This is a genomic window from Bradyrhizobium sp. SZCCHNRI20481 (assembly GCF_032485055.1).
Lineage (GTDB): Bacteria > Pseudomonadota > Alphaproteobacteria > Rhizobiales > Xanthobacteraceae > Bradyrhizobium.
This window is the reverse complement of sequence record NZ_JAUEUE010000018.1, coordinates 65,877-89,313: the sequence shown is the minus strand read 5'-3', so window position 1 is coordinate 89,313 and position 23,437 is coordinate 65,877. Positions and strand designations below refer to the sequence as shown.

The 23,437-nt window shown below is 66.0% G+C and carries 26 protein-coding genes; 10 read left to right on the top strand and 16 right to left on the bottom strand.

Features of this window, described 5'->3' with window-relative positions; all coding sequences use genetic code 11:
* Positions 1-22: 22 nt before the first annotated feature.
* Positions 23-781 (top strand): NUDIX domain-containing protein, encoded by a 759-nt coding sequence (locus QX132_RS26740; RefSeq protein WP_316163273.1) that lies wholly within the window; start codon positions 23-25, stop codon positions 779-781.
* Positions 782-812: 31 nt separating this feature from the next.
* Here QX132_RS26740 and QX132_RS26735 read toward each other — a convergent pair whose 3' ends face one another.
* Complete coding sequence (locus tag QX132_RS26735; protein ID WP_316163272.1) at positions 813-1,193, bottom strand: RidA family protein; 381 nt, start codon at positions 1,191-1,193, stop codon at positions 813-815.
* A 390-nt stretch (positions 1,194-1,583) separates the two neighbouring features.
* On the opposite strand from QX132_RS26735, the gene QX132_RS26730 reads away from it, so the two are divergent.
* The 3 genes from QX132_RS26730 to QX132_RS26720 all read left to right on the top strand — a co-directional run bounded on the left by QX132_RS26730 (position 1,584) and on the right by QX132_RS26720 (position 4,782).
* Positions 1,584-2,909, top strand: a complete 1,326-nt coding sequence (locus QX132_RS26730) for an LLM class flavin-dependent oxidoreductase (protein WP_315775221.1) — start codon at positions 1,584-1,586, stop codon at positions 2,907-2,909.
* Positions 2,910-3,029: 120 nt separating this feature from the next.
* On the top strand, positions 3,030-3,197 hold the full coding sequence (rpmG, locus tag QX132_RS26725; RefSeq protein WP_015666342.1) for a 50S ribosomal protein L33: 168 nt from the start codon (positions 3,030-3,032) through the stop codon (positions 3,195-3,197).
* 232 nt (positions 3,198-3,429) lie between these two features.
* Entirely contained in the window at positions 3,430-4,782 is a 1,353-nt protein-coding gene (locus tag QX132_RS26720) for a globin-coupled sensor protein (protein WP_315773121.1), read from the top strand.
* 110 nt (positions 4,783-4,892) lie between these two features.
* On the opposite strand, the gene QX132_RS26715 is transcribed toward QX132_RS26720, so the two are convergent.
* From QX132_RS26715 to QX132_RS26685, 7 genes are all read right to left on the bottom strand, one after another.
* A complete protein-coding gene (locus QX132_RS26715; protein ID WP_315812825.1) occupies positions 4,893-5,117 on the bottom strand; it encodes a hypothetical protein in 225 nt (74 codons plus the stop codon).
* 102 nt (positions 5,118-5,219) lie between these two features.
* Positions 5,220-5,918, bottom strand: coding sequence for an aspartate/glutamate racemase family protein (locus QX132_RS26710; RefSeq protein ID WP_315812826.1), 699 nt, complete (start codon positions 5,916-5,918; stop codon positions 5,220-5,222).
* A gap of 262 nt (positions 5,919-6,180) precedes the next feature.
* Entirely contained in the window at positions 6,181-6,591 is a 411-nt protein-coding gene (locus tag QX132_RS26705) for a DUF1127 domain-containing protein (protein ID WP_316163271.1), read from the bottom strand.
* 467 nt (positions 6,592-7,058) lie between these two features.
* Positions 7,059-7,469: a DUF1127 domain-containing protein gene (locus QX132_RS26700; protein ID WP_315759657.1), complete on the bottom strand. Its 411-nt coding sequence runs from the start codon at positions 7,467-7,469 to the stop codon at positions 7,059-7,061.
* Positions 7,470-7,830: 361 nt separating this feature from the next.
* Entirely contained in the window at positions 7,831-8,262 is a 432-nt protein-coding gene (locus QX132_RS26695; RefSeq protein WP_316163270.1) for a hypothetical protein, read from the bottom strand.
* A gap of 1,238 nt (positions 8,263-9,500) precedes the next feature.
* Positions 9,501-10,922: a PleD family two-component system response regulator gene (locus tag QX132_RS26690; protein ID WP_316163269.1), complete on the bottom strand. Its 1,422-nt coding sequence runs from the start codon at positions 10,920-10,922 to the stop codon at positions 9,501-9,503.
* 12 nt (positions 10,923-10,934) lie between these two features.
* Positions 10,935-11,300 (bottom strand): response regulator, encoded by a 366-nt coding sequence (locus QX132_RS26685; protein ID WP_008964019.1) that lies wholly within the window; start codon positions 11,298-11,300, stop codon positions 10,935-10,937.
* 217 nt (positions 11,301-11,517) lie between these two features.
* Between QX132_RS26685 and QX132_RS26680 the strand changes: the two genes are divergently transcribed.
* On the top strand, positions 11,518-11,817 hold the full coding sequence (locus tag QX132_RS26680; protein WP_315740308.1) for a DUF3572 domain-containing protein: 300 nt from the start codon (positions 11,518-11,520) through the stop codon (positions 11,815-11,817).
* The gene (locus tag QX132_RS26675) at positions 11,814-13,121 is read left to right on the top strand and encodes a DNA polymerase IV (RefSeq protein ID WP_316163268.1); all 1,308 of its coding nucleotides are present in this window, start codon (positions 11,814-11,816) and stop codon (positions 13,119-13,121) included. The genes QX132_RS26680 and QX132_RS26675 overlap by 4 nt, the downstream gene beginning before the upstream one ends.
* Before the next feature lie 8 nt (positions 13,122-13,129).
* Here QX132_RS26675 and QX132_RS26670 read toward each other — a convergent pair whose 3' ends face one another.
* Positions 13,130-13,987 carry a cell envelope integrity EipB family protein gene (locus QX132_RS26670; RefSeq protein ID WP_315740310.1) on the bottom strand — a complete coding sequence of 286 codons (858 nt, stop codon included), beginning with the start codon at positions 13,985-13,987 and terminating at the stop codon, positions 13,130-13,132.
* Positions 13,988-14,192: 205 nt separating this feature from the next.
* On the opposite strand from QX132_RS26670, the gene QX132_RS26665 reads away from it, so the two are divergent.
* The 4 genes from QX132_RS26665 to QX132_RS26650 all read left to right on the top strand — a co-directional run bounded on the left by QX132_RS26665 (position 14,193) and on the right by QX132_RS26650 (position 17,301).
* On the top strand, positions 14,193-14,660 hold the full coding sequence (locus QX132_RS26665) for a RidA family protein (protein ID WP_315740311.1): 468 nt from the start codon (positions 14,193-14,195) through the stop codon (positions 14,658-14,660).
* Between the two features lie 75 nt (positions 14,661-14,735).
* Positions 14,736-15,488 carry a glycerophosphodiester phosphodiesterase gene (locus tag QX132_RS26660; RefSeq protein ID WP_315797993.1) on the top strand — a complete coding sequence of 251 codons (753 nt, stop codon included), beginning with the start codon at positions 14,736-14,738 and terminating at the stop codon, positions 15,486-15,488.
* Positions 15,489-15,606: 118 nt separating this feature from the next.
* Positions 15,607-16,815, top strand: a complete 1,209-nt coding sequence (locus QX132_RS26655) for a GNAT family N-acetyltransferase (RefSeq protein ID WP_316163267.1) — start codon at positions 15,607-15,609, stop codon at positions 16,813-16,815.
* A gap of 60 nt (positions 16,816-16,875) precedes the next feature.
* Positions 16,876-17,301 carry an HIT family protein gene (locus QX132_RS26650; protein ID WP_315775233.1) on the top strand — a complete coding sequence of 142 codons (426 nt, stop codon included), beginning with the start codon at positions 16,876-16,878 and terminating at the stop codon, positions 17,299-17,301.
* Here the strand turns inward: QX132_RS26650 and nadC are convergent, their stop codons facing one another.
* The 7 genes from nadC to QX132_RS26615 all read right to left on the bottom strand — a co-directional run bounded on the left by nadC (position 17,302) and on the right by QX132_RS26615 (position 23,375).
* A complete protein-coding gene (gene nadC, locus QX132_RS26645; RefSeq protein WP_316163266.1) occupies positions 17,302-18,150 on the bottom strand; it encodes a carboxylating nicotinate-nucleotide diphosphorylase in 849 nt (282 codons plus the stop codon).
* Positions 18,147-19,700 (bottom strand): L-aspartate oxidase, encoded by a 1,554-nt coding sequence (locus QX132_RS26640; protein ID WP_316163265.1) that lies wholly within the window; start codon positions 19,698-19,700, stop codon positions 18,147-18,149. The genes nadC and QX132_RS26640 overlap by 4 nt, the downstream gene beginning before the upstream one ends.
* On the bottom strand, positions 19,697-20,683 hold the full coding sequence (gene nadA / locus QX132_RS26635) for a quinolinate synthase NadA (RefSeq protein ID WP_316163264.1): 987 nt from the start codon (positions 20,681-20,683) through the stop codon (positions 19,697-19,699). Before nadA ends, QX132_RS26640 begins: the two co-directional genes overlap by 4 nt.
* A gap of 68 nt (positions 20,684-20,751) precedes the next feature.
* Complete coding sequence (locus QX132_RS26630; RefSeq protein WP_315812834.1) at positions 20,752-21,711, bottom strand: NrtR DNA-binding winged helix domain-containing protein; 960 nt, start codon at positions 21,709-21,711, stop codon at positions 20,752-20,754.
* A gap of 15 nt (positions 21,712-21,726) precedes the next feature.
* Complete coding sequence (gene tsaA, locus QX132_RS26625; protein WP_316163263.1) at positions 21,727-22,209, bottom strand: tRNA (N6-threonylcarbamoyladenosine(37)-N6)-methyltransferase TrmO; 483 nt, start codon at positions 22,207-22,209, stop codon at positions 21,727-21,729.
* 78 nt (positions 22,210-22,287) lie between these two features.
* A complete protein-coding gene (locus QX132_RS26620; protein WP_315740320.1) occupies positions 22,288-22,632 on the bottom strand; it encodes an AzlD domain-containing protein in 345 nt (114 codons plus the stop codon).
* Positions 22,629-23,375 carry an AzlC family ABC transporter permease gene (locus tag QX132_RS26615; protein ID WP_315784549.1) on the bottom strand — a complete coding sequence of 249 codons (747 nt, stop codon included), beginning with the start codon at positions 23,373-23,375 and terminating at the stop codon, positions 22,629-22,631. The genes QX132_RS26620 and QX132_RS26615 overlap by 4 nt, the downstream gene beginning before the upstream one ends.
* Positions 23,376-23,437 lie beyond the last annotated feature (62 nt).

The following is a 23,437-nucleotide window of genomic DNA, read 5'->3' as shown; positions in this document are numbered from 1 at the left end:
GCAAGAAAAAGGCGGGGAGGACATGAGCGAGACGGCACAGGCGACCGGCGCGCCGGCGGGCAAGCCCGCCGAGAAGGAAGCGGACCACCATCCCTACACCAAGCCAAGGGATGCGGCGACGCTGATCCTGGTCGATCGCAGCAGCACTGTGCCGAAGGTGCTGGTCGGCAAACGCCACGACAAGGTCGTGTTCATGCCGGGCAAGTTCGTCTTCCCCGGCGGCCGCGTCGACAAGACGGATCACCGCATCCCGGTCGCAGCGCCCATGCCGGCCGAGCTCGAAGCCAATCTGTTCAAGGGCAAGCCGCAGACGACGGCGTCGCGCGCGAAGTCGCTGGCCGTCGCCGCGATCCGCGAGGCCTGCGAGGAAACCGGTCTCTGCCTGGGACGCAGGGTCGACGGCCCCGCACCGAAGCTTGAAGGTCCTTGGGCGCCATTCGCGCAGGCCGGCCTCCTGCCCGATCCCTCCGGCCTGTTCCTGATCGCCCGCGCCATCACCCCGCCCGGCCGCATCAAACGCTTCGACACCCGCTTCTTCACCGCCGATGCCTCCACCATCACCCACCGCGTCGAGGGCGTGATCCACGCCGATGCCGAGCTGGTCGAGCTGGTCTGGGTCGAGCTCGGCTCCAAGCCGCTCGCCGACCTGCATCCGATGACCAGGAACGTTCTCCACGAGCTCGACCGCCGCCTCGCCACCGGCCCACTCCGCCACGACGCGCCGGTGCCGTTCTTCCATTTCCATGGCGGCAAGATGCAGAAGGACGTGCTGGGCGGTTGAGGCAATCCTCAGTATAGCGCCGCTACGATGCTCAGTCGCGAATGATCGCGGTCACCTCGATCTCGACGCGCGCCGTCGCAGGCGTGAGACCTGCGACCTTCACGAGCGTGCTCGCAGGCCGAATCGTCCCGAACGCTTCGCTATGCGCAAGGGCCACCGCATCGGTATCCGCCATGTCGGTCAAGTACACGACCGTACGCACCACGTGACGGAGCTCCGCTCCCGCCTTCTGCAGCGCTTCGGCGATAAGGCCGATTGCGCTTTGCGCCTGTGCGTAGACGTCGCGATCCAAATCAGGACCGCGCGCAGTCGTTCCGGAGACGAAGATTTGCTCGCCAACGCGGACCGCGCGCGCATAGCCATAGACGTCCTCGAACGGATAGCCTGAGGAGATGTTCAGCCGGTCTGACACGCCGATGGCTCCCTTGTGAATGAGTCCGAAAGGCACTGTTGCCGTTCGTCCCTGCCAGAGGGGCAGGATACTCGGTGGATGCTGGTCGCGGCGAGTGGGCGGCCCCCCCCCACAACAAAGTGTCGTCCCAGCGAACGCCGGGACCCATACCGCGGAATCTTTCGATCGGCCCGGATGGTCGAGACTGTGCCTCACATTCCCTTCACGGAGTATGGATCCCGGCGTTCGCCGGGATGACACCGTTGTTTGGATCGCTTGCTCGGCACGTCATTGGAATGAGCGTGCTACGTCCGCCACCAAAAACGAAATCGTGTTCTGCCGCCGATTGCTGACACGCATGGGCCGAGTTCCTATCTGCCCAAGACAGCAACCATCCGCGGACGACCCTTCATGGCCCCACGTCAACTCAAGCTCGGCGCTTTCATGCGCCCGGTCTCCATCCACACCGGCGCGTGGCGCTATCCCGGCGCCTGGCCGGACGCCAATTTCAACTTCGCGCATCTGAAGCAGCTGATCCGCAAGCTCGAGGCCGGCAAGTTCGACGCCTTCTTCATGGCCGATCACCTGGCCGTGCTGAACATGCCGATCAATGCGCTGAAGCGCAGCCACACCGTGACCTCGTTCGAGCCGTTCACGCTGCTCTCGGCGCTGTCGGCGGTCACCGAGCATATCGGGCTGATCGCGACGGGATCCACCACCTTCGACGAGCCCTATCACGTCGCCCGCCGCTTCGCCTCGCTCGATCACATCTCCGGCGGCCGCGCCGGATGGAATATCGTCACGACGTCCAATCCGGACGCCGCGCTGAATTTCGGCCTCGACGATCACATGGAGCACGCCGAGCGCTACAAGCGCGCCCGCGAGTTCTACGACGTCGTCACCGGCCTGTGGGACTCGTTCGCCGACGATGCCTTCGTGCACGACGTCGAGCAGGGTCTGTTCTTCGATCCCGACAAGATGCATGTGCTCGATCACAAGGGCAAATATCTGAAAGTCCGCGGCCCGCTGAACATCGCCCGTCCCGTGCAGGGCTGGCCCGTCATCGTGCAGGCGGGCGCCTCGGAGGACGGCAAGCAGCTCGCGGCCGAGACGGCGGAGGCCGTGTTCACCGGCGGCGGTAGCCTCGCCGACGGACAAAAGCTCTATGCCGACATCAAGGGCCGCATGGAAAAGGTCGGCCGCGATCCGGAGCATCTGAAGATCCTGCCCGGCGCCTTCGTCGTGGTCGGCGACAGCGTCGACGAGGCCAGGGAGAAGCGCGCTCTGCTCGACAGCAAGGTGCATTACGACAGCGCCATCGCCTCGCTCTCGGTCATCCTCGGCACCGACGCCTCCGGCTTCGATCCCGACGGCCCGCTGCCTGATATCCCCGAGACCAACGCCTCCAAGAGCGGCCGCCAGCGCCTGGTCGATGTCGCCGCGCGCGACAAGCTCACGGTGCGGCAACTGGCGCTGCGGGTCGGCGGCTATGGCGGTCTGTCCTTCGTCGGCACCGCGAGGACGATCGCCGACCAGATGCAGGAGTGGCTGGAAAGCCGTGGGTCGGACGGTTTCAACATCATGTTCCCGTTCCTGCCGGCCGGGCTCGACGACTTCGTCGACAAGGTGATTCCCGAGCTGCAGCGCCGCGGGATCTTCCGGACGGCGTATGAGGGGCCGACCTTGCGGGACAATCTCGGCCTGCCCAGACCGAAAAACCGCTTCTTCGCGGCCTAGGGCCCCCAGAATCTGGCCCTCAAACCTTGACTTTGGGGGCTGGCTGGGTAGGTTGCCGGCCAACGGCGCCCCCTCTTTGGCCGGTGCCCACCCCCGATCCCGATTCCAGAGGTTCAAGACATGGCCAAAGCGGTCACCATCAAGGTCAAGCTCGTGTCGACGGCCGACACCGGCTTCTATTACGTTGCCAAGAAGAACTCGCGCACCATGACCGACAAGATGGTCAAGAAGAAGTATGACCCGGTTGCGCGCAAGCACGTCGAATTCCGCGAAGCCAAGATCAAGTAAGATCGCGGTCTGCTGCGACTTCAACGGGGCCGTTTCGGCCCCGTTTTTTATTGCGCGCGATGCAGCCACTGGATGCGGCCGGAGCCGTCCCGCATCGGATCGGTCCACTCGCCGCGGTCGAATCTCCGTTCCCGACTTAAGGAGCCATCAACCAAACCTGTGCGATTTTGGGGTAGCGACGCACCCGCGAGTCTCGCAGCGTCTCCCTCCTTATCTTACCGGCAGACCAGCGATGACCGATCTTCAGACTTTGCAATCCCGTCTCGATTTTATCGGCATCGACAATGCGACCAGAGAGGCGCTGCGGGAGCTGCGGCCGCTGATCGGCAAGGTGCTGCCTGGGCTGCTGGAGCAGTTCTACGCCCATGTCGGCAAGTACCCGCATCTCGCCAAGATGTTCTCCACCCCGGCCGCCATGCGGCACGCCAAGCAGGCCCAGCACGATCATTGGATGTCGCTGGCGACCGCGAAGTTCGACGATGCCTATGTGAAGTCGGTGACCCGGATCGGGATGGCCCACAACCGGATGGGGCTGGAGCCGCGCTGGTACATCGCCGGCTATTCGCTGATCGTCACCGGGCTGCAGAAGGCGATCGAGACGGAGATCGCGGACGGCTGGTTCGGGGGCCAGTCGGCCCGCGAGAAGAAGGCCGCACTGCAGGCTGCGATCACCAAGGCGGCGATGATCGACATGGATCTCGCCATCTCGGTCTATCTCGATGCGGCCAAGACGGAGCAGCACGTCGCGATGCAGCGCATGGCCGACGAGTTCGAAGCCACCGTCGGCCAGATCATCAACAAGGTTCATGCCGACGCGCGCACGCTCGAGGTCTCGGCCAACACGCTGACCAAGACCGCCGAGCAGACCCAGCAGCTGTCGTCCAGCGCCGCTTCCGCCTCGGGCCAGGTCTCGACCAACGTGCAATCGGTCGCCTCGGCCGCGGAGGAAATGACCTCCTCGGTCCATGAGATCGGCCGCCAGGTCAGGGAATCGACCACCATCGCCAAGGAGGCCGTGCGCCAGATCGAGCAGACGGACGTCGGCATCAGCGAGCTGTCACGCACCGCCGAGCGTATCGGCGACGTGCTCAAGCTGATCACCTCGATCGCCGCCCAGACCAACCTGCTGGCGCTGAACGCCACCATCGAGGCGGCGCGCGCCGGCGACGCCGGCCGCGGCTTCGCGGTGGTTGCCTCCGAGGTCAAGGCGCTGGCGTCGCAGACCGCCAAGGCCACCGAGGAGATCGGCCAGCAGATCGAAGGCATCCAGAACGCGACGCAGTCCTCGGTCGCCTCGATCAAGCAGATCGGCGGCACCATCCAGCAGATCTCGGAGATCGCCGCCGGCATCGCCGCCGCCGTCGAGCAGCAGGGCGCGGCGACGGGGCAGATCTCGCGCAACGTCCAGGAGGTCGCCGGCGGCACCGCGCGAGTCGCCGGCAACATCGACGACGTCAGCAAGGGGGCCAGCGCCACCGGCACCGCCTCGTCCCAGGTGCTGTCCTCCGCGCACTCGCTGTCGCGGGAGAGCGATCACCTCAAGGACGAGCTGGACAAGTTCCTGCGCAAGGTGCGCGCGGCGTAGCCGTGTTCAGCTGAACCGTCGAGCGCATCAGCGCGAGCGTCATAGCCACTCTTCCGCGCCGTAAGATCGGCGGATCACGCTGGGCTGATCCGCCGGACGCACCAGGCGTGCTACATCCCGTGGCTCTGGAACACCGCCGCGCAGCGCTTGCTCAGCTTGGCCCGATTCTGCGTCAGACAATTCTGGACCCCGAAGTCGTCGCCGAGCTGAGTGCGGCAGAAGCGCTTGGCGTCGGGTGCGCACGCCTTCTGCTCCTGCGGCGTGCCCATATGGGCCAGCGCGAATGACGGCAGAACGGACAGCGACACGGCAACCGCAAATATCAGCTTCTTCATCGGGGCTCCTCCTTGGGGCCCAGACAAACGCCTGCGGCGGCGGGCGGTTCCGACGACGTTCGATGCAGAACGGCCGCGCATCGCCCTGCGCTGGTCCGCTCCTCAGACCGCAACCGGACACGCGCGCGACAGCGCGGCGCGGGCGAGCAGCCGCGTCGAGTCCAACGTCGGCAAGGACGAGTTGGTGTCGTCGATGATGAGCGGAATTTCGGTACAGCCGAGCACGACCGCGTCGCAGCCCCGCGCCTTCAGCCGCACGATGATCGCCTGAAACGCGGCGATGGATGACGGCTCGAAGCGGCCGCAGACGAGCTCATCCATGATGATGCGGTTCGCCGTGATACGGTCGGCCTCGTCCGGGCGCTCGAAGGCGAGGCCGTTCGCGGCCAGGCTGTCGGGATAGACATTGCTATCGACCAGCCACTTCGTACCGGTGATGCCGACACGGCTGTAGCCTCTCCTGGCCGCCTCCTTGGCGACCTCGTCCGCGATGTGCAGCCACGGCAGCGGCGAGCGCGGCAGCACGAGCGGCAGCGCCTGGTGGATGGTGTTGTCCGGGCAGATCAGGAAATCCGCGCCGGCCGCCGCGAGCTTGCGGGCCGAGGCCAGCATCAGCTCGGCCACGCCTGCGAGATCGCCGCGATCGAGACATGTCACGTAGTCGGCGAGCGACGGCGTGTGCATCGACACCTCGGGATGCGCATGCGGCCCGAGGACGCCGGCTCCCTCCTTGCAGATGGTGCGATAGCAAAGCGCGGCGCCCTCGGCGGAGCAGCCGACGATCCCGATGTGCTGCGTCATGCGTCGTCCCCTTCTCCTGCTTCCTCGCGGATGATGGTCGAGAGACGCGCGATCTCTCCTCCCTGCTTGCGAGCGCAGCAATCCAGGCTTGTCCCGCGGACGGACTCTGGATTGCGGCGCTGCGCGCGCAACGACGTTGTGGCAACGGCTCGCCGAGCAGGCAAGCCCGCGCGCTGGAACAAGCCGTGACATCGCGAGGGCGGATCACGCAGATCCGCCCTGTCGACGACCACCGCGATGTCCAGCGCCGGCTCGCGCGCAGCTACATCACGCCGCGGGACATCATCAGATGCGTCGTGCTGTCCTTGAGCCTTTCGAGAGCGCGATGAGCGGCAATGTGCTCGATGTCACTTCGGGGCAAACCGATATCCATCAGCTGCGCCTCGCTCAGGTCGCGCAGATGGATGCGCATCCTCCGCAACCGGCGGCCGTCCTGAAACGCCCGCCAATAGTGCGCGAGCAGCCCGAGCGGCCGTGGCGTCGCTGCGCCTCCCGGCGGCCCGGCGGCGTTCTTCTCGGGCACGGCGTTGCGCAGCACCGTGATCGCTGCATCGGGACGCGACGCGGCTGGCACGCCACGCGCGGCGTTCGTCGCAGCGGTCTTGGCGTGATCCAGACCGAGACGTGCGCCGTCGCGCGCGATCTCGGCGGTGAGGTTGGTCTGGGGCGGCATCGGATGCTCCTGCTGTGTGGTGCCGGCAGGGAGCGTGGCCAAACAAAAGGCCCCGTCCGATGCCGGCGGGGCCTGGTGGAATGATCGTGTCGTCGAAAACCTAGCGCACGACTCCTCCCACGGCCCGGCTACGGCGGGTCGTATGTTTGCGGTTGGAGTTGCGCACGACGTTGATCATGGTTTGTAGCTACCACGATGATTGCGCCAGATCAAGGCATGTAGTTCCTGCGCTCGCAGATGAGCACCTATGCGAGGCTTGTGTTCTGCCGAACTCCGCGCACACGACGTCTCCGGCAGAAAGTGTCCAGAAGGAAGCGCGATCTCACCTCCGTCACTGCGAGCGCAGCGAAGCAATCCAGCGTCGTGTGCGGGACCCTGGATTGCTTCGCTGACGCTCGCAATGACGTCGCGGCGACCATCTCGCGCTGTTGGTCGACTGTCCCTGCATCGCCACGGCCTGCGACCGACTACATTCCCCTCCGCGAGACGCCGCCCAGATATCGTGGGTCGTCCCTCAGGCTCTCGAGCATCCGCAGCGCGGCGATGTGCTCGATCTCGGCACGCGTGATGCCGATATCCGTGAGTTCGCGTTCGCTCAGCTCATACAGGCTGTCTCGCACAGTCTTGCGGCGCTGCCGTTCTTGAAGGGCGCGCCAGCACCAGCCGATCAGGCGGATGACCAGCCAAGTCGGCGTGGCCGGCGGACCGGCCGCGTCCTTTTCCGACAACACCTCTCGCAAGGCTGCGATCGACGCTTCGGACTGCGTCGATGGCTGCACGCTGCTGATCGCGCCGGTGACTGATGCGATCGAGAGATCGACGTTGAGCCCTGACACGTGCGCAGCGTCGATCGTCGCGTTGGTCTGATGGGGTGGCATCCTGTGCTCCTGCTGTTATGCCGGCAGGGAGCGTGGCCAAACAAAAGGCCCCGTCCGATGCCGGCGGGGCCTGGTGAGAACATCGCGTCGTCGATCTCCTAGCGCGCGACTCCTTCCATGGCCCGGCCGAAGCCGGTCATGTGATCGAAGTTGACGATGCGGATCGATGTGCTCATGGGACCTGGATACCACCAATATCGGATAAAATCAAGAGCTGTTCCGTATGATGGCACATCTCTGAGGCGAGTATTTCGAACCGATGAGTTTGCGACGTGTCGTAGGGCGGATTAGCGCAGCGTAATCCGCCATTACACGGGCGGACAAGCGGCGGATTACGCTGCGCTAATCCGCCCTACGCAGTTTATCCGCCCAGCCGACGTTCGGGGCATCCCCTTGCAACCCACCCCGCAGCATCGCCCCAACCGATGACGACGTCGTGGTAATTACAGCAGAGGAGGTAACTGGCGTCCTTGTCGAAGACGTAAAATTCCATTGGCGGGCACTCCTCCAGGACACGTAGCAGATCCGCCCCGTTACGGAATGTCCAACACGCGCTCGCCCCCGCCACAATCATCACACATTCGCGCCTGCCGACATACGTTGGGATCAGTTGCCATCCGTCCGTCCTGTGCAGGCCCTGGGGCGCCTCGGAATTGTCCCAGGGCACGTGACCAAGAACATTCACACCGAGACGATCGCGTAGCAGCATCGCCATCGCACGTCGCTGCTCATCATCGAGCAAAGCAGCGACGACCTGTGTTTCGTTGATTGCCCGGGAGATATGGTCAAGCATCGTGATGCTGTTCCAACTGGCCCGATATCGCCTCGCAGGTGTTCCAGCGGATCACGCCGCGCAGATCCACCCTACGGCACTGCCCGAGTGGCTATGAAACGATCCTCGATGAAGCCAGCCAACCAGGCGGCAACACCTCCCAACAGTCCCATCACAAAGGGGTTGGCCTCGACGCCGAAGACGTGAAGGATCGGGAGTCCGCACACCATCAACCCACCAGTCAGAGCGCCAATACGAAGCGGCCTCATCTGTTTCCCCTGAGATCGCGGATGACCTTGGTAACGCATGTTAGCACGAGATAACTGAAGCTCGTAAGCCTATCAACGCCAGCGTGAAAATCATTGGTCATCCTGGAGCTTCGCGCGATCGGAAGTCGATCCTGTCCTCGGCGGTCTCCGGGACTGTCCTGCTCCGAAATACGAACTTCTCAAATAATCTCAACGTGATCGCCGTGGCCGCTCTCCGACCCGCATTTCTCACTTTCTTTTTTTCAGAATACATGCTACACGTCGCCCATCCCACCTCGCCACGAGGGGCGCATCGCGATCGTCACGAGCGTGAGGTGGGCTGCGGTGGGCGTGTCGGGGTGCAGCGTGGCTTGGCCGCGCGGACGAACATCCTGATGCGCACGGTGAAGCCGTGTGGTCCTGGCCTCCCGGTGCTGAGGCCAAGCGGGCGCTGCGACGAAGCGCGCTCGCGACGGGGGCAAGAACGCCGGTCCCCGGGGAGAGCGCGGAGTAAGCCGTAAAGCCATCGCGCAGGGAGGGCCGGATGTCCGGCTCGTACCTGTGGTTCTGCCGCGTGCTTTTTTCTGCACGCGGACCATGGGTGCGACCAGCACCCGGCCTTCCCTGCGCCCTCTGTTCTCGACGAGGGCTTTGAATGGCAAAGCTCGGGCGCGGATGCGTGGCGAGGACGACATGTCATGTACGGAAGCCTGCCGTCCGACCCCGCCGTTACTTTGGCGCAACGACGTCGTACGCACGCCCGATAACCTGCAGCGCGCGTGGCCGTCCTTCGAGACGCAGGCCTGCGGCGTGCTCCTCAGGACGAGATCCGTGGTCTTGGCGCGGTCTTTGAGAGATCTTGGCGAAGCTCTCAACCCTCATGCTGAGGAGCGCCGCTTGCGGCGCGTCTCGAAGCACGAGGCCCGGAGCGGCTCGATGGCAGATGGAGGCCGTTGGACAGATGCGCCGCAGCTTCAGCCGAGGACAGAAAGATCGGAGCCGCCCTGCCCCTCAGCGGCCGCGGCCGGCGGCTTGCGGCAGGAACGGCGCCGGCTGATGCACGGGGGCGATCGCCACCGCGCGGTTGCGGCCCTCGTTCTTGGCGCGGTAGAGCGCATTGTCGGCGCGCTTCATGACGTCGGCGATCGGCTCGCCCTTCTGCTCCAGGGTCGACAGCCCGATCGAGGTCGTGACCTCGATGCGCTTCTCGCCCTTGTGCACCGAGAACGGCTCGTTGGCGACCGACCGCCGCAGCCGCTCGGCGACCATGCCAGCGACGTGCAAATCGGTCTCGGGCATCACGATCACGAACTCCTCGCCGCCATAGCGGCAGGCGAGATCGATGCCGCGGATCGACTTGCGCACCCGCATGGCGAACTCGCGCAGCACGTCGTCGCCGGCATCGTGGCCGTAATTGTCGTTGATCGACTTGAAGTAGTCGATATCGAGCATCATCAGCGCCAGCGGCTTGCCGCGGCTCGCCGCCTGGTCGGCCAAGGTCGCCAGATGCGTCTCCATGTAGCGGCGATTATGCAGGCCGGTCAGCGCGTCGGTGATCGCCATCTCGATCGAGTTCTGCACGTTGTCGCGCAGGTGATCGGTGTAGCGGCGCTTGCGGATCTGGGTGCGGGCGCGCGCCAGCAGTTCGTTCTTGTCGACGGGGCGCAGCAGATAGTCGTTGACGCCGATCTCCAGGCCGCGCAGCAACCGCGAATTGTTCTCCGCCTCGGCGATGGCGAGGATCGGCACGTGCCGGGTGCGCTCCAGCGAGCGCAGCTGGCTGCACAGCCGCAGGCCGTCGTAGTCGTTCAGGTCGAGCGAGACGATGACGAGGTCATAATTGCCTTCGGCGGCGTTGAACACGGCCTCGGCGGGATTGGTCTCGACATCGACGGCATGCTCGGTCGCCAGCATCGGCCCGAGCCGCTCGTAGGACGACGGCCGGTCATCGACCAGCAGCACCTTGCCGCCCCTGCCGCCGTCGGCGACGGCGTTGCGCTCGGGCGCCTGCACGCCGATCTCGAGCGAGGTCAGCGCGCGCATGCGCAGCTCGTCCGTCATCATCTTCAGCCGCGTCAGCGAGCGCACGCGCGCGATCAGCACGACGTCGGAGACGGGCTTGGTCAGGAAGTCGTCGGCGCCGGCCTCCAGGCCGCGCACGCGGTCGGACGGGCTGTCGAGCGCCGTCACCATGACAACCGGAATGAAATGCGTGGCCGGATTCGACTTCAGCCGGCGGCAGACCTCGAAGCCGTCCATGTCTGGCATCATGACGTCGAGCAGGATGATGTCGCATTCGGCGCGCTGGCATATCTGCAGCGCCTCGGCGCCGTTCGCGGCGGTCAGCACGTCGAAATACTCGGCCGACAGCCGCGCCTCCAACAGCTTGACGTTGGCCGGGACGTCGTCGACCACAAGGATACGCGCGGACACTGCAGAAACTCCTTAGCCGATAAAGCGGCGTACCGTTTCAATGAATTTTCCGACCGAGATCGGCTTGGAAAGATAGGCTTCGCAGCCACCCTCGCGGATGCGCTCCTCGTCGCCCTTCATGGCAAAGGCCGTCACTGCCACCACCGGGATGGCACGCAAATCCGGATCGTCCTTGATCCATTTCGTCACTTCCAGGCCCGAGACCTGCGGCAGCTGGATGTCCATCAGGATCAGATCGGGGCGGGTCCGGCGCACGATGTCGAGCGCCTCCACGCCGCTGGACGTCCCGGACGTCTGGTACCCGTGGGCTTCCAACAGATCGCGGAAGAGCTTCATGTTGAGCTCGTTGTCCTCCACGATCAGGACGGTCTTGCCCATCCGCCCCTCCGAATCACTGACACCGGCATGCCCTCTGGCGGACGCCTGTCCACCGCTACTCATCTAATTCAAACTAGCCCCAGATTCGTTCTAACCCGTTAAGTCGGTATTCGATCTTTCCCCGAGATGGTTTCCACTTGCTTGAACCCATTCCGAAGACTCGGGCATGATGGACGCAAAGTAGAGCCGACAAGTTAACGGAAAGGCAAATCCGCCGTTGAAAAAGCCCGTTCGAAATCCGCGCGAAGTCGCTGAAATCGTTGCAGTTCAGGCCCTCGGCTTCCTGGCCGGCGAACCGGAGCGGCTGGGCCGGTTCCTGGCCGAGACCGGGATTGGGCCGGAGACGCTGCGATCCTCGGCCGCCGACCCCAATTTCCTGGTCAGCGTGCTCGATTTCGTGCTGCGCGACGACGAGACGGTAAAGGCTTTTGCCGCCAGCTCCAAGTTACATCCGACCAATATCATGGCGGCGCGGCAGGTATTGGGCGACCGGCAGTGGGAGCGCGACGTGCCGTGACCGCTTCCGCGCCAGAAGGAGCGTCGCGCGCGGTCAGCGGGCCGACCTGCTTCTGCCGCGACTGCCTGACGGATCTGGATGACAACGCGCGCCGCTGCACGGCCTGCGGCTCGCCGCGCCTCGTCCGCCATCGCGCCCTGCCCGCGCTGACGCTGGCCCATATCGATTGCGACGCGTTCTATGCGACCGTCGAGAAACGCGACAATCCCGAGGTCGCCGACCGGCCCGTCATCATCGGCGGCGGCAAGCGCGGAGTGGTGTCGGCGGCCTGCTACATCGCCCGCACCTATGGCGTGCGCTCGGCGATGCCGATGTTCAAGGCGCTGGAGCTGTGTCCCTCGGCGGTCGTCATTCCTCCGGACATGGCGAAATACGTCCGGGTCGGCCGCGAGGTCCGCCAGGCGATGCAGGCGCTGACGCCGCTGGTCGAACCGCTCTCGATCGACGAGGCGTTCCTCGACCTCTCCGGAACCGAGCGCGTCCACGGCATGGTCCCCGCAAAGGTGCTGGCGCGCTTCGCCCGTGAGGTCGAGCAGACCATCGGCATCACCGTCTCGGTCGGCCTGTCCTGCAACAAGTTCCTCGCCAAGATCGCCTCCGACCTCGACAAGCCCCGCGGCTTCGCCGCACTCGACCAGGAGGAAGCGCGCAACATGCTGGCCGACAAGCCGGTCGGCTTCATCTTCGGCGTCGGTCCCGCCACCCAGCAGCGGCTGGCGAATTGCGGCTTCCGCATCATCGCCGACCTGCAGCGCGCCGACGAGATCGAGCTGATGAAGCAGTTCGGCGGCGACGGCCGCAGGCTGTGGCGGCTGGCGCGCGGCATCGACGACCGCAAGGTGGTGGCCGACCGCGGCGCCAAGACGATTTCCAGCGAGACCACCTTCGACACCGACATCCGCGACTACGCAACCCTGGAAAAGATGCTGTGGCGGCTGTCGGAGAAGGTCTCGTCGCGGCTGAAGGCGAGCCAGCTGGCCGGCTCGACCGTCACCTTGAAGCTGAAGACCGCGGACTTCCGCCAGCGCACCCGCTCGCAATCGATCGCGGCGCCGACGCAGCTCGCCGGCAAGATCTTCGCAATCTGCAAGGAGATGCTGGCGCGCGAGACCGACGGCACGGCGTTCCGGCTGATGGGCGCCGGCGTCAGCGCGCTGCGCCCGGGCTCGGAGGCCTCCGACACCGACATGCTCGATCGCCGTTCGGCCTCGGCCGAGCGCGCGATCGATGCGCTACGCAAGAAGTTCGGCCAGGCCGCGGTGATCCGCGGCATCGCCTATGACGGCCCGGAGCAGACGGAATGACGCCCCGATCAATTGCCGCAGGGTTTGCCGTCCTTCGCGTCCTTGACGTCGAACTTGCCGAGCGCGCCGGCGATGACGAAATCATTGTAGTCGAGCACGAGCGCGCGCGAGACGCCGTTCTCGTACAGCTCGAACGACATCGCGTAGACCGGCGTCTGCTCGCCCTCGGCCCGCTTGGCGTCGCGGTCATAATAGCTGACCGTCACCGGCCAGCGCGTCATCTTCTTCATCTCGTCGTTGTCGGTCGAGGCATCGGGCTTGGCGGCCGCCTTGTCGGCCGACACGGCTGCTCCGATCACGGTCAGCGTGTTGTAGACCTTCTCGCCATTGTCCGAGCCGTCGTAGACCGTCAGCTCAAGCAGCGACTTGCCCTCGCGCGCGGCGGCGATGATGCGATGGATCTGCTCGGTCGGAAACACGGTCGAGCCGTCGAGCGTGAAGGTCTTCGCCTCCGGCTGCTTGAGCTTGACGGTGATGTGATCGCCGGTGCGCTCGGCGATGCCGTCGACCGGGCTGGAGGCCTGATCGTTCATGCGCGAGTCGATCTTGAAGCGATAGCTCTTGCCGGCGCCGTCCTCCCAGGCAGTCGAGCGCAGGTCGCTCAGGGTCACCTTGCCCTCGCCGAGATCGAGCTCCGACACTTGGCGGAATTCCGAGGTGTAGCCGTTGCAGGCATTGCCGGAGAAATTGTAGAGGATGCGGCCGCGCGCGCTATTGACGGGGCTCGACCCGCGCGACTTGACCAGGCTCAGGTCATAGAGCGCCTGATGCGGCAGGAACGGCACGGCCGCCCCGGCCGGCGCCGGACCGAATGTGATCGCCGCCACGGCGAGCGCTCCCATCGACAGTCGAAACGAATGAGCCATGAGTTTTCCTCGGAGGACGTATCGCTAAACCGTCACATTAAAGACCGCTGCATTACGTCGCAACTGCGGCTGGCTCACGGAAACGTGCGGTCAAAGCGGCGGATTGGCGTCGGCGCTGGCTGCTTGCATGTCACTAGCAACTGCGCCAAACAGGACCGCGGTCCGGCACGGGATCGGCTTTCAGACGACAGAACGGGGATTTCAGATGGCGGGTACGGTTGAACAGAATCTGACGGCACAGGGCATCACGTTGCCGGCACCAAAGGCGCCGGTGGCCAACTACGTCCCGTTCGTGCGCACCGGCAACCTGCTGTTCGTGTCGGGCCAGGTCTGCCTCGGCGCCGATGGCAAGATGATCGCATCCGGCAAGCTCGGCGGCGGCGTGTCGATCGAGGACGGCTATGCGGCCGCGAAGGGCTGCGGCGTCAACCTGCTGGCGCAGGTCAAGGCGGCGATCGGCGACCTCGACAAGGTCGTGCGCGTCGTCCGTCTCGGCGGCTTCGTCAATTCGGCGCCGGACTTCCTCGACGGGCCGAAGGTCCTCAACGGCGCCTCCGACCTGATGGTCGCCGCTTTCGGCGACAAGGGCCGCCACGCCCGCACCACCGTCGGCGTCTCGGCCCTGCCGTCCGATGCGGCGGTGGAAGTCGAAGGCGTGTTCGAGGTTGAGTGAGAGAGAGCGCATGATCCGGAAAAGTGCGAAACGGTTTTCCGACGAGATCATGCGCCAGCAAAATGGACGGGGCGAATGCGCGCACCTGACTGGCTGACGGCCCGCCCCGTCGCCCATCGCGGCCTGCATGATGCTGTCAGCGGCATCATCGAGAACATGCCGGCCGCCGCGCGCGGCGCCGTGGCCGGCAACTTCGCCATCGAATGCGACATCCAGCTGTCGGCCGATGGCGAGGCCATGGTGCATCACGACTATGATCTCGGACGCCTCACCGAGGGCACCGGCCCGCTGATCGAGAAGACCGCGGCTGAGCTGAAAGCGATCAAGTTCAAGCAGACCGACGAGCAGATGATGACGCTCGGCGACCTCTGCAACCTGATCGCCGGGCGCGTGCCGCTGGTCGTCGAGGTCAAGAGCACGTTCCAGGGCGATCACCGGCTGGTCCGGCGCATGGCCGAGGTGCTGGCGTCCTATTCCGGGCCGGTGGTCGGCATGTCGTTCGATCCGGACCAGGTGCTGGCGCTGCGCGAAACCATGCCGGAGCTGACGCGCGGCATCGTCGCCCAGCGCAGCTACGAGGACGGCTACTGGGCCAAGCTGACCCAGGCGCAACGCGACAGCATGCTGCATCTCAAGCATGGCTTCAGCAGCCAGCCGCATTTCGTCGCCTATTGGGTCGAGCAGCTGCCTGCGCCTGCCCCCTGGATCGCGCGCAACGTGTTCGGCTGCCCGCTGCTGACCTGGACCGTCCGCACCCCCGAGCAGCGCGCCGCCGCAGCCCGCTATGCGGATCAGATGATCTTCGAAGGGTTTACGCCGGAGACGTGACGCCGGCCTTGAACTCGCTGCTGCGATGCACGATCTTGAGGGACCGGCCATTCGAGCGTCGCCGCCGCCGGGACGCCGCTCGTTAGGTTCTCTTAAGGACTCGACTTTCAAGGACTCGATGGCATCACCTGAGATCACGCTCGAAGCCGTCCCCGGGGTCGGCGAAATCCCGGCTGCAGCATGGGACGCCTGTGCCAATCCGGACGGTCGCGTGAGTCCCGGCTCATCTCCCGCCTGCGGCCGCGGCTACAATCCGTTCATCTCACACGCATTTTTCTCGGCGCTCGAAGCCTCCGGCTCGGCCACCCTGCGCACCGGCTGGGCGCCGCGCCATCTGGTGGCGAAAATGGGTGACGAGGTCCTCGGCGTCGTGCCCTGCTATCTCAAGTCCCACTCGCAGGGCGAATATGTCTTCGACCGCGGCTGGGCTGATGCCTATGAGCGCGCCGGCGGGCGCTATTATCCGAAGCTCCAGGTCTCCGTCCCATTCACGCCTGCCAGTGGGCCGCGGCTGCTGATCCGCGCCGACCAGGACCGGGAGTTGATAGGCAACGCCCTCGCCCAGGGCCTGAAGGCGTTGTGCGGGATCAGCGAGGCGTCGTCGGTGCACGTCACCTTCGCCCGTGAATCCGAATGGCAGCTGCTCGCAGCGCAGGGTTTCCTGCAACGCACCGACCAGCAGTTCCACTGGCACAACCAGGGTTTTTCCAGCTTCGACGATTTCCTGGCGACGATGAATTCGCGCCACCGCAAGGCGATCAAGCGCGAGCGCCGCGATGCGCTCGGCGCCGGCATCAGCATCCATTGGCTGACCGGCAAGGACATCACCGAGGATGCCTGGGACGCCTTCTTCGATTTCTACATGGAGACCGGCTCACGCAAATGGGGCCGGCCGTATCTGACCCGCAAGTTCTTCGCGCTGATCGGCGAGAGCATGGCCGAAGACGTGCTGCTGGTGATGGCCAAGCGCGACGGACGCTGGATCGCCGGCGCCATCAACTTCATCGGCTCGGACACGCTGTTCGGCCGCAACTGGGGCGCCATCGAGCATCACCCGTTCCTGCATTTCGAGGTCTGCTACTACCAGGCGATCGATTTCGCGATCCAGCACAAGCTGGGGGTGGTCGAGGCCGGCGCCCAGGGCGAGCACAAGATCGCGCGCGGCTACCTGCCGCAGACCACCTACTCCGCGCACTACATCGCCGATCGCGGCCTGCGCCGGGCCATCGACGACTATCTCAAGCGCGAGCGCGCCTATGTCGAGGAGGCCGGCCGCGAGCTCGCCGAATCCGGACCGTTCCGGAAAGGGATGGACGAGCCGTCTTGACCGGCGACACGTGCCGGTGAGAGTAAGGCGCACCAAGAGGAACCGCTTAAGGGACTGCCCATGACCGCCTACGATCCCAACAATCCGTTCGCGAAGATCCTGCGCGGCGAATTCCCCTGCACCAAGGTCTATGAGAACGACCACGTGCTGGCGTTCCTCGACATCATGCCGCGCGTGCCCGGCCACACCCTGGTGATCCCGAAGGCCGCTGCACGCAACATCCTCGACATCACCGAGGAGGACTATCTCCACGTCGGCCGTGCCGTGCGCACCATCGCCCGCGCCGCCAAGACCGCGTTCGCCGCCGACGGCATCACCGTGCAACAGTTCAACGAGCATGCCGGCGGGCAGATGGTGTTCCACCTCCACGTCCACATCATGCCGCGCCACAACGGCGATTCCCTGCTGCCGCCCGCGAGCCGCAAGGAAGATCCGAAGGTGCTGGAGGAGAATGCCGCGAAGCTGATCGCCGTGCTCAAGGGCTGATCACGCCTCGTCGAGCCCGATGTCCAGCGCGGCCGACGAATGCGTGATCCAGCCGACCGAGATCAGGTCGACGCCGGCCGCGGCGATCGCGGGTACGGTCTCCACCGTGATCCGGCCCGAGGCTTCCGCGATGGCCTTGCCGCTGATCATGCCGACGGCGGCTTCGAGCTCCGCCGGCGTCATGTTGTCGAGCAGCACCGCATCGACGCCCAGCGTCAGCGCCTGCTCGAGCTGCGCCAGAGTGTCGACCTCGACCTCGATCTTGACGAGATGGCCGGCATGGGCCTTCGCGCGCGTGATGGCAGCCTTGATGCCGCCGGCGATGGCGATGTGGTTGTCCTTGATCAGCACCGCGTCATCGAGCCCGAAGCGGTGATTGCCGCCGCCACCCGCGCGCACCGCATATTTCTCCAGCGCGCGCAGGCCCGGCGTGGTCTTCCGGGTGCAGACGATCTGCGCCTTGGTCCCTATCACCGCGGCGACCAGGGACGCCGTCGCGCTGGCGACCCCGCTCAAACGGCAGAGGAAGTTGAGCGCGACGCGCTCGCCGGTCAGCAGCGCCCGTGCCGGGCCGCTGATGGTCGCGATCGCGTCTCCCGGCGTCACGACGCTGCCGTCCGGTCGCACGATCTCCATGCGCACGTCCGGCGAGACGGTCTGGAAGGCGCAGCGCGCCACATCGAGACCTGCGATCACCCCGTGCTGGCGCGCCCTCAGCTTCAGCGAGGCGCGCTGCTCGGCGGGGACGATGGCATCGGTGGTGATGTCGCCGGCGCGGCCGAGATCCTCGAGCAGAGCCATGCGCACCAGCGGCTCGTAGAGCAAGGGCGAGAGAGGATTGAGAGTCATGGCACTGCGCTCCTGAACGGCGTCTGCTCCGCCTCGACAATGTCGCGTGCAACGGCGACCGCCTCGGACAGAGTGAAGCTGGACGGCTGCGCGACGCGCAGCGTGTCCGGACGATCGCTGCGGAAATGCGCGCCGCGGCTCTCCTCACGGGCATGGGCCGCGACCGCAAGCATCAGGCCGACCAGCGCAGGATCAGCCGCGGGCCCGGCCTGCTCTGCCAGCGGAAGCAGGCTGCTGACGGCAGCCGCGATCGTGCGACGCTCGCGCATCACGCCGAGCGCATGCGACAGCAGCGGCCGTACGGCCGACGGATCGGACGCCGGCGGAATTGCCGCCACCTCGCACGGCTTGCCTGCACGCTGCGGCGCGCCGGCCACGCTTTCGGCCACCCATTGCGCGCAGACGATCGCTTCCATCAGCGAGTTGCTGGCGAGCCTGTTGGCGCCGTTCAGGCCGGTGCGGCTGGCCTCGCCACAGGCCCACAAGCCCTCGACCGTGCTGCGTCCCATCGCGTCAACAGCGATGCCGCCCATATGATAGTGCACGGCCGGCCGCACGGGGATCGGATCGCGCGCGGGATCGATGCCCGCCATGCGGCAGAAGGCGCTGATCACGGGATAGCGCGCAGCGAAATCCTTGCCAGGCTTCTCGCGCGCATCGAGGAACACGCGGTGGCCTTGCGCACGGCGGCGCCATACCGCCCGCGCCACCACGTCGCGCGGCGCCAGCTCAGCGCCGGGCTCGTCGGCCATGAAGCGCGTGCCAGTGTCGTCGATCAGGACGGCGCCATCGCCGCGGATCGCCTCGGTGAGCAGCGGCAGCGGCCGCGACGGCCCGTCGAACGCCGTCGGGTGAAACTGCACGAATTCGAGGTCGGACAGCACCGCACCAGCCCGCGCCGCGAGCGCGAGGCCCTGGCCGAAACAGCCGGCCGGATTGGTGCTGTCGAGGAACAGGCCGCCGATGCCGCCGGTTGCGATCACGACGCGTGTCGTGCCGAGGATCAGAGCCTCACCGCCGCGCGCCGCAGCCACGCCCTGGATCGCGTTGTCATTGACAATCAGCCGGCGCGCCTCGACGCCTTCGAGCAAGGTCACCGAAGCACAACGCCGCACAGCCACGATCAGTGCGCGCATGATCTCGCGTCCCGTGCCGTCGCCGGTCGCATGCACGATCCGGTTGCGGCTGTGTGCGGCCTCCAGGCCCAGACGCCAACGTCCATCCGCACCTCGGTCGAACGCAACGCCAAGCTGCGCGAGGCGCTCGACCGCGGCCGGAGCTGCTTCGATGATGCGGCGCGCAGCGGCCTCGTCGCACAATCCCGCTCCGGCGGCGAGCGTGTCCTTCAGATGCAGCCCCGGATCATCGTCATCGCCAACCGCCGCGGCCAGTCCACCCTGCGCCCACATGCTCGACGCCTCCGCGCCGAGCGGCGATTTCGACAACAGCACGACCGGCTCGGGCGCAAGCGCAAGCGCCGTCATCAGACCTGCGGCACCGCCGCCGATGATCACGGGACGGCCGATCAACGCCGAAACATCGATGCTCATGACGCCAGCATCCTTTCCACCGAGCGCCGCGCGCGCTCGGCCATCGCGGGATCGATCGTGACCTCGTGCATGTTGGTCTCGAGCGCATGGCGGATGTTCTTCAGGGTGATCCGCTTCATGTGCGGGCACAGATTGCAGGGACGGATGAACTCGATGTCGGGATGGAGCACGGCGACATTGTCGCTCATCGAGCATTCCGTCAGCAGCACCACCCGGGCCGGCCTTCTTGCTCCGACGAAGTCCGACATCGCCGCGGTCGAGCCGGCGAAGTCGGCCTCCGCCACGACCTCCGGCGGACACTCCGGATGCGCAAGCACGGTGACACCGGGATGGTTGTCGCGCAGCGCGCGGACGTCGGCGGCGCTGAAGCGCTCGTGCACCTCGCAATGCCCCTTCCAGGCCGTGATCCTGACCTTTGTCTGTGCGGCGACGTTCCGCGCGAGATATTCATCCGGCAGCATGATGACGTGATCGACGCCGAGCGACTCGACCACCGCGCGTGCGTTGCCGGACGTGCAGCAGACGTCGGACTCGGCCTTCACCGCCACCGACGTGTTGACATATGCGACCACGGGCACGCCGGGGTGGCGCGCGCGCATCAGCCGCACGTCGTCGGCGGTGATCGATTCCGCCAATGAGCAGCCCGCCTTTACGTCGGGGATCAACACCGTCTTGTCAGGATTGAGCAGCTTGGCGGTCTCGGCCATGAAGTGGACGCCGGCGAGCACGATCACCTCGGCATCGACCTTGGTCGCTTCGCGCGCCAGCAGCAGGCTGTCGCCGACGATGTCGGCGACGCCGTGATAGATCTCGGGCGTCTGATAGTTGTGCGCCAGCACCACGGCATTGCGCTGGCGCTTCAGCGCCAGAATGGCTGCGACGTCGTCCTCGAAGACGGCCCATTCCGGCGGCGGGATCACCCGCCTCAGACGCTCAGCAAGCGGTGCATTCGGCGCGACGGCAGGCAGGACAAGCTCGGCCATTTATACTCTCCGTGAGCATAAGATGCCTTATACTTATCCTGAGCATAAGCCTTGTCAAGAGCGGGAGATCAAGACCGCGAGAGCGGCAGCTTGGTTCCGACCACCGCCCGCTCGGCCAGAACGCCCTGCCTGAAGCGAAACAGCTTGGCCGGCCGACCGATCGTGTCGGCAGCGATTGCGCCTGTCTCTTCAACCAGTTCCTGCTGCTCGATGAGGCGGCGGAAGTTCTGCTTGTGCACGAGCCGGCCGGCCAGTGCCTCGACGCTGCGCTGCAATTGCAGCAGTGTAAATTCTTCCGGCATCAACTCGAACACGACCGGCCGGTATTTGATCTTGGCGCGCAGGCGGGCAATTCCGGTGGCGAGAATCCGACGGTGATCACCGATCATGGCGCGGCCGGGCACCTCCGCTTGGCTGGCCTCCTTCTCGCGCGTACTCTCGGGAATCAGCGCAGCCTCGTACAGCAGCTCATACCGCTGCAGCGCCAATTCCTCGTTCCACTCGCGGCCATCGAGACCGAAAGTGATCGCTGCGCGCTGCCACCTTGTCTTCTGCAGCGCCGGCTGGTCGGCGGCTCGCGCCCAGGCCTTCAGCTTCGGCGCGATGATCTTGGCCAGGATCGTCGGCGGTCCGTCGCGATGATCCTCCCACGGGAAGTAGTCGTACCATGACGACCATTGCGCATCCGCGCCCTCGCGCCCCTCTTCCTCGCGTGTCAGGCCGAGATAGCTGATGGAGATACGATGCGGCGCGTCGGGATCGCCGCCGCGACCGCGGTCGGCGAAGGTGTAGAGCTGCTCGACATAGCCGAGCGGATGGCCGGTCTGCGCCTTGACCCAGGCGCGCAGGCCCATCTGCAGCGAGCGGTGCGCGAACTGAAACGGTCCGCTCGGCAGCGCCGCAGCGTGCTCGATCGTCATGATCTTCGGATGGCCGTCGGTCACCGCCACCAGCACGGCGACGAGGTCCGCCGTGATCGCATCCAGAGCCGTCACCGTCTTCTGCGGCCGCTTGTTCACCTTCGACATCCGGATCTGTCGGTCCTATTTGTCATCCTCACCCGCCGCCGCCGGCGTGAACACACAATGATCCGGCTTCAGGTCGATCAGCGGCGTCTCGTCGAGGCAGTCGAGACCGCGCACCAGCACGGTGCTGCCTTCCAACGCGACGAAGCGGACGGTCGACACGCCGATCGGATTGGGACGCACCGGCGAGCGCAGCGCGAAGGTGCCCCGGGTCTCGCCGTCATGATGGCGCGGGCTCTGCTTCACGAGATTCCGGCGCGCCCGGTTGAGCCAGTACAGCACCTGGAGATGGCTGAAGGCGTCGATGCCCTGCAGCGCCGGGACCCAGGGCTCGAAAATCTCGAGCCGGCATACCGGCCCCTCGAAGCTGCCCTGCCGCGGCGTCTCGAGCCGCGAGGTCCAGGGCGTGCGGATGCGGCCGATGAAATACAGCGTGGCGTCGCGCGGCTGGGGCGCGTCGACGGCGACTTCTCCCGGGCGGAGATCGGTATCAGTGGTCATTGCGGAGTCCTTGGGTCTTCCCGGCAATCTATCCGAACCTCGGCTCACCGCAATTGCGGTTGCGCAAGATCGCGCAACTCAGCCGAGCCACCATTTGCCGGCCAGCATGACGGCCTCGCCGCAGACGACACCGGCAAAGATCGAGCGGCGGCTCGCCATGAAGGCCGCAAGGCCGGCAACGACCGCGCCGTAGCGCAGGCCCCATGGCACGCTGGCGAGCGCGCCCGGCGGCTGCACCAGGATCTGGGCGATGACCCCAGCCAAGATGGCGGTCGCGACCGCCTTGACCCACATCAGCAGGTCCGAGCCCTCGTCGAGCCCGCTGCCGAACCACAGCCCGAGCAGGCGCCAGATCTGGTTGGGGATCACGCCCGCCACCAGCAGCACCACGAGCGCATGCCAATCGCCGATGAAGTCGCTCATGCCGGCCCCCGCCGCTCGCGCCATTTGTGCGCGCCGAACGCGAGCGTTCCGGCGACGACGCCGCTGACCAGGATATCGACGCCGCTGTTGAGCTGGGCCGCCACGGGATACAGCACGAGGCCAAGGCCGAGCGCGAGCACGTCGGCCAGCTCCCTGGCGTTGCGCAGGGTCGAGAACAGGAACGCCAGCGGCGTCAGCAAGAGCACCGCGGCGCCGAAGGTCTGCGACAGGTTGGCGGCGAGAAGATAGCCGATGATGGTCGCGATCAGCGCAATCCCCATCAGGCCGGTACCGAGCCCATGCACGAAGGCGATGCGGCGCTCGCGCGGCACATGCGGCAGGAAGCGATAGCATTCGACCCACAGGGTCACGGCGGTGAAATGCGCGATCAGCACCAGGTGCCGCCGCTTGGTCTGCGGCGAGCGGATCAGCGGCAGCACCGCCACCACCATCGGAAACAGCCGGATCGCGCTCATCGTGACCGCGATCGCCGATTGCAGAATGGTCTGGCCGGAGCCGAGCGTGGAGACCAGGATGATCTGCGCCGGCCCGGCCCAAACCAGTACCGTGCTCAGGATCGCCCAGAGCATGCTGAAACGGGTATCGTGGGCGAGCGCGCCGATGCCGATGAAGGTGACGAACAGCACCACTGACAGGATGGTCGCTGACGTCGCGCGCAGCCCCCAGCCGAAGGCGCGCAGTGAACCATGCCATTGCGGCGAATCGAGCGGAGGAAGTGTCACGGGCGGCCCAGCGGAACGAACCGCGATAAGGCTGGCGAAAGCCGCTCGCGTCAACCGCCATC

Bases quoted from the DNA above. Each gene is read 5' to 3' on its own strand.
- tsaA (WP_316163263.1), bottom strand. From the start codon at position 22,209: ATGACCACTGATACCGATCTCCGCCCGGGAGAAGTCGCCGTCGACGCG.
- nadA (WP_316163264.1), bottom strand. From the start codon at position 20,683: ATGGCCGAGCTTGTCCTGCCTGCCGTCGCGCCGAATGCACCGCTTGCT.
- nadC (WP_316163266.1), bottom strand. From the start codon at position 18,150: ATGACTCTCAATCCTCTCTCGCCCTTGCTCTACGAGCCGCTGGTGCGC.
- QX132_RS26670 (WP_315740310.1), bottom strand. From the start codon at position 13,987: ATGGCTCATTCGTTTCGACTGTCGATGGGAGCGCTCGCCGTGGCGGCG.
- QX132_RS26685 (WP_008964019.1), bottom strand. From the start codon at position 11,300: ATGGGCAAGACCGTCCTGATCGTGGAGGACAACGAGCTCAACATGAAG.
- QX132_RS26665 (WP_315740311.1), top strand. From the start codon at position 14,193: ATGGCGGGTACGGTTGAACAGAATCTGACGGCACAGGGCATCACGTTG.
- QX132_RS26740 (WP_316163273.1), top strand. From the start codon at position 23: ATGAGCGAGACGGCACAGGCGACCGGCGCGCCGGCGGGCAAGCCCGCC.
- QX132_RS26650 (WP_315775233.1), top strand. From the start codon at position 16,876: ATGACCGCCTACGATCCCAACAATCCGTTCGCGAAGATCCTGCGCGGC.
- rpmG (WP_015666342.1), top strand. From the start codon at position 3,030: ATGGCCAAAGCGGTCACCATCAAGGTCAAGCTCGTGTCGACGGCCGAC.
- QX132_RS26630 (WP_315812834.1), bottom strand. From the start codon at position 21,711: ATGTCGAAGGTGAACAAGCGGCCGCAGAAGACGGTGACGGCTCTGGAT.
- QX132_RS26695 (WP_316163270.1), bottom strand. From the start codon at position 8,262: ATGCTTGACCATATCTCCCGGGCAATCAACGAAACACAGGTCGTCGCT.
- QX132_RS26655 (WP_316163267.1), top strand. From the start codon at position 15,607: ATGGCATCACCTGAGATCACGCTCGAAGCCGTCCCCGGGGTCGGCGAA.
- QX132_RS26720 (WP_315773121.1), top strand. From the start codon at position 3,430: ATGACCGATCTTCAGACTTTGCAATCCCGTCTCGATTTTATCGGCATC.
- QX132_RS26700 (WP_315759657.1), bottom strand. From the start codon at position 7,469: ATGCCACCCCATCAGACCAACGCGACGATCGACGCTGCGCACGTGTCA.
- QX132_RS26730 (WP_315775221.1), top strand. From the start codon at position 1,584: ATGGCCCCACGTCAACTCAAGCTCGGCGCTTTCATGCGCCCGGTCTCC.
- QX132_RS26640 (WP_316163265.1), bottom strand. From the start codon at position 19,700: ATGAGCATCGATGTTTCGGCGTTGATCGGCCGTCCCGTGATCATCGGC.
- QX132_RS26705 (WP_316163271.1), bottom strand. From the start codon at position 6,591: ATGCCGCCCCAGACCAACCTCACCGCCGAGATCGCGCGCGACGGCGCA.
- QX132_RS26715 (WP_315812825.1), bottom strand. From the start codon at position 5,117: ATGAAGAAGCTGATATTTGCGGTTGCCGTGTCGCTGTCCGTTCTGCCG.
- QX132_RS26710 (WP_315812826.1), bottom strand. From the start codon at position 5,918: ATGACGCAGCACATCGGGATCGTCGGCTGCTCCGCCGAGGGCGCCGCG.
- QX132_RS26620 (WP_315740320.1), bottom strand. From the start codon at position 22,632: ATGAGCGACTTCATCGGCGATTGGCATGCGCTCGTGGTGCTGCTGGTG.
- QX132_RS26660 (WP_315797993.1), top strand. From the start codon at position 14,736: ATGCGCGCACCTGACTGGCTGACGGCCCGCCCCGTCGCCCATCGCGGC.